The sequence below is a fragment of the Piscicoccus intestinalis NBRC 104926 genome (assembly GCF_001515525.1).
GTDB classification, from domain to species: Bacteria; Actinomycetota; Actinomycetes; order Actinomycetales; family Dermatophilaceae; genus Kineosphaera; species Kineosphaera intestinalis.
In genome coordinates this window covers 25,175-32,165 of record NZ_BCNQ01000052.1, presented here as the reverse complement: position 1 = coordinate 32,165, position 6,991 = coordinate 25,175, and the positions used below count along the sequence as shown (strand labels likewise).

Sequence of the window (6,991 nt, the reverse complement as noted above, 5' to 3'; positions counted from 1 at the left end):
GGCCCCGCCGGCCCCGCCGGCCCCTTCACCCCCGTCGCCCCGCTCGGCCGCGTCGAGCGCCGCGGGGTCGATGAGCACCTGCACGCCGGGCAGACCGACCAGCTCGCGCAGCTCCTTGGTCGTGTAGCTCGCGTGCTCGGGGCCGCGGCGCCCGACGATCCACACGTCGCGCACGTCGGCCGCGTGCAGCTCCTCGAGCACCCCCGGCGGCATGTCGGTGCGCTCCAGGTCGGTGGGGTCCTTGAGCAGCACGCGCGCCACGTCGATCGCCACGTTGCCGACCCCGATCGCGGCGGCGCCGGTCACCCCCGAGAGGTTCTGCGGGCGGGCGTCCGGGTGGCCGCCGTACCAGGCGACGAACTCCCGCGCCGACCGCGAGCCGGAGAGGTTCTCGCCGGGGATCTGCAGGTGGATGTCCTGCGCCGCGCCCACCGCGTAGATCACCGCGTCGTAGCCGGCGAGCAGCTCGGCGCGCGTCACGTCGTGCCCGAACTCGGCCAACCCCCAGAAGCTCACGTCGCCGTGGTCGAACGTCGAGGCCAGCGCGCGGGCCACCGCCTTGATGTTCTCGTGGTCGGGCGCCACCCCGTAGCGCAGCAGGCCGTACGGCGTCGGCAGCCTCTCGAACAGGTCGATGCGCACCGGGAGCCGGTCCTGCGTGGCCAACGCCTGCGCCGCGAAGAGCCCGGAGGGCCCCGCACCCACGATCGCTACCCGTCGCTGTCGCGTCATGGCCTGCTCCTGTGGCTGGGGGGCTGGGTCGAGGTCGTGGCGCCCGCCGGTGCGATGGCGGTCGCCCCCATCATGCCCTGCCCCCGGGCGGCCGGCACGAGGCCGGGGCATAGCGACGCCCCGCCCGGGGGGTCGGGCGGGGCGTCGGTGGGGAGGCGACGATACGAGTCAGCGGGCGTCGAGGGGGCGACGCGATCTCGTCAGGGTCAGAGACCGACTCCGCCGTTGTCCTCCCGGTCCATGTTGTTGCTCGGGTCGGAGTCCGTCAGCCCGCCCGGCATCGTTTGCAGCTCGACGTGGTGGTACACCCGGTGCCACGTGCCGTAGTGGTGCACGGTCCAGCTGAACTTCTGCGTCTCGCCCGGAGCCAGCGACTTCAGCGTCGTCAGCCGCCACGACATGAGCCCGGTCGGCACCGCGCGCAGCGCGAAGATGTTGTGCGGCGTCACGGTGTTGGCGTGCAGCTCGTGCGGCATGTTCTCCATGTTGTGGACCATGACGTCGACGCCCACGCCCGCCGGGATCGTCACGTCACCGGTGTTGGTGATCGATCCGACGCCGTTGGCGTACACGCCCTGGACCCCGCCGGTCTTCGTGGTGTCGACGCCGATGTCGGGGCCGCTGCTCGCGTGGGCCGCGGGAGACGCGACGAGGGCGGCAGCGAGCGCGAGGGCCGCGGCGGAAGCGAATGTGCGCATGGGGGAGGGCCTTTCAGGTCAGGGGCAGCCTGTCCGGGGCGGACGCCGGAAAGCTAACGGCCCCGCCGCGACCCACATCGCACCCAAACTGAGCGCGGGGCGGCGCCCGTGGTTAACGTGCGCCGCCCCGCGATAACAGGCCGCGATCCCGGCCGAGAACAACGTGCGCCCGAGCGCCTCAGGCCGCGGGTTCCCCCGCGTCGTCGGAGTCGTCCGCGGGCCGACCGCCGGGCAGCAGCGCCGCGCCGACCACACCGCCGAACGCCAGCGCGGCGGCCACCGCGATGCCCGTGCCGATGCCGCCGACCTGCGCATCGTGCGCCGGCGCGCCGGCCGCCGCCAACGAGGCCGCACGAGTCGACATGACGGTGACGACGAGGGCCGTGCCCGCGGCCGCGGCCACCTGCTGCAGCGTGCCGAGCAGCGCCGACCCGTGCTCGTACAGTCCGGACGACAGCGCACCGAGGCCGGTTGTGAACACCGGTGTGAAGACGAACGCGAGCGCGATGCTGACGAGCACGTGCAACCCGAGGAACACGGGCCACCCGGCCCACCCGGTCGACCAGGCCATGGCGGCCAGGCCGGCGACGAACACGCACGTGCCGGGCAGCACGAGCACCCGGGCACCGACCCGGTCGTAGAGCCGGCCCACCCGCGGCCCGAGCAGACCCATGAGCAGGGCCCCGGGCATGAGCAGCAGTCCCGCCTGCAGGGTGCTCAGGCCGAGCCCCTGCTGCAGGTGGATCGGCAGCACGATGACCGCGCCCATGAGCGCGAGGAACGACAGCGCCATGATGGCGATCGAGACGACGTAGTCACGGTGGCGCAGCACCCGCAGGTCGAGCAGCGGCGCGCCCCCGCGCCGCAGCAGAAACACCTGCCGGGCCGTGAACAGGGCCAGCGCCACCGCCCCGATGCCCAGACACCACAGCGGAGGCAGCACGGCGTGGGCCTCCCCCCCGAGCTGGCTCAGGCCGTAGACGACGCCGCCGAAGCCGAGCACGGTGAGCACGACGCTGACGAGATCGAGCGCGCCGGAACGCGGTTCGTCGTCGCGGGACAGCAGTCGCAGGCCGAGCACCCCGACGAGGATCGCGATCGGCAGGACGACGCCGAACAGCCAGCGCCAGGAGGCCACCGCCAGCACCAGGCCCGACAGGGCCGGTCCGAGCGCCGGGGCCACCGAGATCGCCAACGACACGTTGCCCATGACCCGGCCGCGGTCACGGCGCGGCACGAGCGCGAGCACCGTCGACATGAGCAGCGGCATCATGATCGCCGTGCCGCAGGCCTGGACGACGCGGCCGAGGAGCAGCACCTCGAAGGTGGGTGCGGCACCGCACACCGCGGTGCCGACGGTGAACGAGCCGATCGCCAGCAGGAACGCGGTACGCCGACCGACCCGCTGCAGCAGCCAACCGGTCGTGGGGATGACGATCGCCATCGTCAGCATGAACCCGGTGGACAGCCACTGGGCGGCGCGGGCGTCGATCTCCAGCACGCCCATGAGCACCGGGATCGCGTTCGTCATGATCGTCTCGTTGAGGATGACGACGAACGCCGCGACGGTGAGTACACGCAACACTGTGCGGTTGCGCTGCTCCTGCGTCGGCGCCGATGAGCCCGTGGCGGGGCTCGTGTCTGTGGGCACGGGAGGTCCTGTCAGCGAGTGGGGAGTCGAGAAAACGCGGATGACCGGCGCGCGGTCCGACGCGCCGATCCACGGTAGAACGCGCCGCCCGGCCGGGTCGAATCGTTTCCCGGCGCGACGAACGGCCGCCCCCGTGGCGAGGGGCGGCCGTTCGTCGGGCGGGGTGTGTCGGGCTCAGCCCTTGGACGCCTTGACGGCGATCACCGGCATGGACGCCTCGAGCAGGATCTGCTGGGCGGCCGACCCGAGCAGCAGCTTGCCGACCGGGCTGCGGTGCCGGATGCCGATGACGACCGCGGAGGCGCCGATCTCCTGCGCGGCGTCGATGAGCTCGCCGACCGAGTCACGGTTGCGGGCGTCGGGAGAGCGGTAGGTGACGGCCACGCCGTCGAGCTCGGAGCCCTCCGGGTCGAGCTGCTCGCCGCCGAGGTTGAAGACCAGCAGGTCCTCACCGCGCCGCTTGGCCTCTTCGACGGCGGCGTCGCGCGCGGCATCTCCTTCGGCGGTCGCGGTACGGGCGAGAACGACGGTCATGGCTGCCTCCGGCGGGTAGCGATCGAATAGCGAGCGTACGAGGACGAATAGCGATCAGAGAACGGTGGGCGACGGACGCCCACAGCGCGGTCTACATCGTCCACAGTAATGACCGTGGGGGCCCGATGACGTGCCACTGGTCCCCCAACCGCGCAGCCCTTACTCTCGCTGGAACGGCTCGCGGGGGTCGGCAATGGTGCCGACCGGGCTACGGATTCGGAAGGATCGCGCCAGTGTCGACGCAGACTGCACCTCCGGGCGAACGGGACAGCGCGCCCGACTCGTCCCGTCATCCCGTGGCCATGGTGATCTACGGCATCGTCGCCGCCCTCGTCATCAGCACCGCCACCTACTTCTCGTTCGCCTCGGCGAGCACCGGCCGCGACGTCCGCTCTAACGTCACCCTCATCGCCCCGGCCGGCGCCGGCGGCGGCTGGGACACGTTCATGCGCGAGATGCAGCAGGCGATGCGTACGAACGGGATCACGAACAACTCCCAGGTCGTCAACATCCCGGGCGCGGGCGGCACGATCGGGCTCGGCCAGCTGTCGACGATGAGCGGGCAGGCCAACGTGCTCATGGTCACCGGCACCGGGCTCGTCGGCAGCATCGACCTGCTCGACTCGGCGGTCACCCACGACAACGTGCGCCCGATCGCGCGGGTCGTCGAGGAGTACAACGCGGTCGTCGTGCCCGCCGACTCCCCCTATCAGACGCTCGACGACCTCGTCGCCGCGTGGAAGGCCAACCCGAGCGGCACCCCGTGGGTGTCGGGCGGCACGTTCGACGAGCTCGTGCTCACCGACCTCGCGACGAAGGCGGGCGTCGACACCCGCAACATGACGGTCATCCCCAAGTCCGGAGGCGGTGAGGTCACCCAGGCCCTCATCACGCACACCGGCGTCGCGGCGACCTCGGGCTACAAGGACGTCGCCGACCAGATCGAGGGCGGCCGGCTGCGGGCGCTGGCGCTGACCGCGCCGCAGCGCTTCGCGGGCAGCAGCATCCCCACGGCGCGCGAGCTGGGTTACGACGTGACGCTGGCGAACTGGCGCGCGATCGTCGCGCCCCCCGGCATCACCGACGAGGAGTTCGAGACCCTGCGTCAGGTCGTGCACGAGACCGTGCAGACGCCGGAGTGGCGCGACGCGATCGCCCGCAACCAGTGGACCGACGTCTACCTCGACGGCCCGCAGTTTGAGCAGTGGTTCGGCGAGGAGGAGGCCCGCATCGGTGAGCTCGTGGGAAGGATGAACAAGTGAGCACATCTGCCCAGGAGTCGTCGCCGGCGGACCACCCCGCGCGCGACACCGGCTCCGAATCGTTCTGGCACGGCCGCAGCGGACTGCTGCTGGCGCTGCTGATGTTCGCGTTCAGCACATACCTGACGGTCGGCATCCTGGGGCTGCACGTGCCCGAGGGCACCGACTTTCCCGGACCGCGGTTCTTCCCGGGGTTGTTGGCGGCGGCGGGGTACGTGCTCGCGGTGCTGCTCGCGCTGCACTACCTGCGCACGCCGGAGCCGGTCCCGCCGGAGTGGGACGGTGCCGCGTACCGCACGTTCAGCGACTGGACCAGCGTGGCCTGGACGATCGGCGGCTTCCTGCTCTTCACCGTCACGCTGGAGTTCCTCGGCTGGATCCTCGCGGGCGCGCTGCTGTTCTGGTGCGTGGCCCGCGGCATGGGCAGCCGCCGCACGCTCTTCGACGTCAGCCTCGCGCTGGTCGTCAGCAGCGCGATCTACCTGGCCTTCGACGTCGGCCTGGGCCTGAACCTGCCGTCCGGACTCCTCGGGGGGATCTGACATGGACTCACTGACCAGTCTCCTGGAGGGGTTCGCCGGCGCGCTGACCCCGATGAACATGCTGTGGGTGCTCGTCGGCTGCTTCCTCGGCACCGCGGTCGGCGTGCTGCCCGGCCTGGGCTCCTCGATGGCGGTGGCGCTGCTGCTGCCGATGACGTTCGCGCTCGACCCGACCGGCGCGTTCATCATGTTCGCCGGCGTCTACTTCGGCGGCATGTTCGGCGACTCGACGATGGCCATCCTCATGAACACCCCCGGTCAGGCGTCGGCGATCGCCTCGACGTTCGAGGGCCACAAGATGGCCAAGGCCGGGCGGGCGCCCCAGGCGCTGGCCACGGCCGCGATCGGCGCCTTCGTCGGCGGCATGATCGCCAGCATCATCGTCGTCTTCCTCGCCCCGCGGCTGGCCGACTTCTCGGCGAACTTCGGGCCCGCGGAGTTCTTCGCGCTCGCGCTGTTCGCCTTCGTCGCGACCTCCTCGATCGTCTCCGACTCCGCGGTGAAGGGCCTGTCTGCGCTGGTCATCGGCCTGGGGCTGGCGACCGTCGGGATCGACTCGATCTCGGGCAGCCAGCGCTTCACGTTCGGGGTGCCGGAGATGTTCGACGGCATCTCGCTGGTCACCGTCACGGTCGCGGTGCTCGCGCTCGGTGAGGTCTTCCACGTGGCGGCGCGGATCCGCCGCGATCCGCGGCCCGAGGCCTTGACCAAGGGCGGCGGTCGGCCGTTCCTGTCGCGCGCGGAACTCAAGGAGGCCACCCCGGCGTGGCTGCGCGGCACCGGAATCGGGCTGCCGTTCGGCGTCATCCCGGCCGGCGGCTCGGAGATCCCGACGTTCCTCGCCTACGACGTCGAGCGCCGCCTCGACCGGCGCCGGCCCGATCCGCAGTTCGGCAAGGGCGCGATCCGGGGCCTGGCGGCGCCGGAGGCGGCCGGCAACGCGACGACCGGCATGGCGATGGGGGCGCTGCTCGCGCTCGGCCTGCCCGTCTCCGCGACGGCCGCGATCATGCTCGCCGCGTTCCAGCAGTACGGCCTGCAGCCGGGGCCGCTGCTGTTCTCGCGCAGCGCCGACCTCGTGTGGGCGCTGCTGGCGAGCTTCTTCGTCGCGATGATCGTGCTGCTCATCATCAACATGCCGTTCGCGCGGCACTGGGCCAAGCTGCTGCTCATCCCCGCGCCGTACCTGTACGCGGGCATCACGGTGTTCTGCGGGCTCGGCGTGTACGCCACCTCCGGCTCGGTGTTCGACCTGTGGATGCTGCTGGGCATCGCGCTCATCGGCTTCGTCATGCGCCGCCACGACATGCCGCTGGCTCCGCTGATGATCGGCATGGTGCTCGGCCCGCTCGCCGAGACCAGCCTGCGCGACGGCCTGCTCTCCTCCGACGGCGACTACTCCGTGCTCGTCAGCGGCCCGATCCCGCTGGTCATCTACGGCGGCCTGCTCATCGTCATCGCCCTGACGATCCGCAGCAAGGTCGTCGCCCGCTCCCGCCGCGACACCTGACCTCGGCCCCTGACCTCGGCCCCGGGCTCCGACCACTCGGCCGAAGGCTGCCCTTTCGGTCG

7 protein-coding genes are annotated in these 6,991 nt (G+C 71.7%); 3 read left to right on the top strand and 4 right to left on the bottom strand.

Annotated elements, in window-relative coordinates; all coding sequences use genetic code 11:
• The 4 genes from PINTE_RS10005 to PINTE_RS09990 form a co-directional block, all read right to left on the bottom strand.
• A partial coding sequence (locus PINTE_RS10005; protein ID WP_157087167.1) for an NAD(P)-binding protein occupies window positions 1–732 on the bottom strand: 732 nt, incomplete at its 3' end.
• Window positions 733–938: 206 nt separating this feature from the next.
• A complete protein-coding gene (locus PINTE_RS10000) occupies window positions 939–1,430 on the bottom strand; it encodes a hypothetical protein (protein WP_068429531.1) in 492 nt (163 codons plus the stop codon).
• Window positions 1,431–1,608: 178 nt separating this feature from the next.
• The gene (locus PINTE_RS09995) at window positions 1,609–3,081 is read right to left on the bottom strand and encodes an MDR family MFS transporter (RefSeq protein ID WP_169798502.1); all 1,473 of its coding nucleotides are present in this window, start codon (window positions 3,079–3,081) and stop codon (window positions 1,609–1,611) included.
• A gap of 174 nt (window positions 3,082–3,255) precedes the next feature.
• The gene (locus tag PINTE_RS09990) at window positions 3,256–3,615 is read right to left on the bottom strand and encodes a universal stress protein (RefSeq protein ID WP_068429528.1); all 360 of its coding nucleotides are present in this window, start codon (window positions 3,613–3,615) and stop codon (window positions 3,256–3,258) included.
• Between the two features lie 302 nt (window positions 3,616–3,917).
• On the opposite strand from PINTE_RS09990, the gene PINTE_RS09985 reads away from it, so the two are divergent.
• Genes PINTE_RS09985 through PINTE_RS09975 form a run of 3 tightly spaced genes read left to right on the top strand, consistent with a single transcriptional unit; the run spans window position 3,918 to window position 6,929 of the window.
• Window positions 3,918–4,877 carry a Bug family tripartite tricarboxylate transporter substrate binding protein gene (locus PINTE_RS09985; protein WP_068429525.1) on the top strand — a complete coding sequence of 320 codons (960 nt, stop codon included), beginning with the start codon at window positions 3,918–3,920 and terminating at the stop codon, window positions 4,875–4,877.
• The gene (locus PINTE_RS09980; protein WP_068429521.1) at window positions 4,874–5,419 is read left to right on the top strand and encodes a tripartite tricarboxylate transporter TctB family protein; all 546 of its coding nucleotides are present in this window, start codon (window positions 4,874–4,876) and stop codon (window positions 5,417–5,419) included. Before PINTE_RS09985 ends, PINTE_RS09980 begins: the two co-directional genes overlap by 4 nt.
• Window position 5,420: 1 nt before the next feature.
• Complete coding sequence (locus PINTE_RS09975) at window positions 5,421–6,929, top strand: tripartite tricarboxylate transporter permease (protein ID WP_068429517.1); 1,509 nt, start codon at window positions 5,421–5,423, stop codon at window positions 6,927–6,929.
• Window positions 6,930–6,991: the final 62 nt, after the last annotated feature.

What these genes read in the sequence shown, in the direction of transcription:
- PINTE_RS10000 (WP_068429531.1), bottom strand. Translation starts at nt 1,430, where the DNA reads ATGCGCACATTCGCTTCCGCCGCGGCCCTCGCGCTCGCTGCCGCCCTC.
- PINTE_RS09990 (WP_068429528.1), bottom strand. Translation starts at nt 3,615, where the DNA reads ATGACCGTCGTTCTCGCCCGTACCGCGACCGCCGAAGGAGATGCCGCG.
- PINTE_RS09985 (WP_068429525.1), top strand. Translation starts at nt 3,918, where the DNA reads ATGGTGATCTACGGCATCGTCGCCGCCCTCGTCATCAGCACCGCCACC.
- PINTE_RS09975 (WP_068429517.1), top strand. Translation starts at nt 5,421, where the DNA reads ATGGACTCACTGACCAGTCTCCTGGAGGGGTTCGCCGGCGCGCTGACC.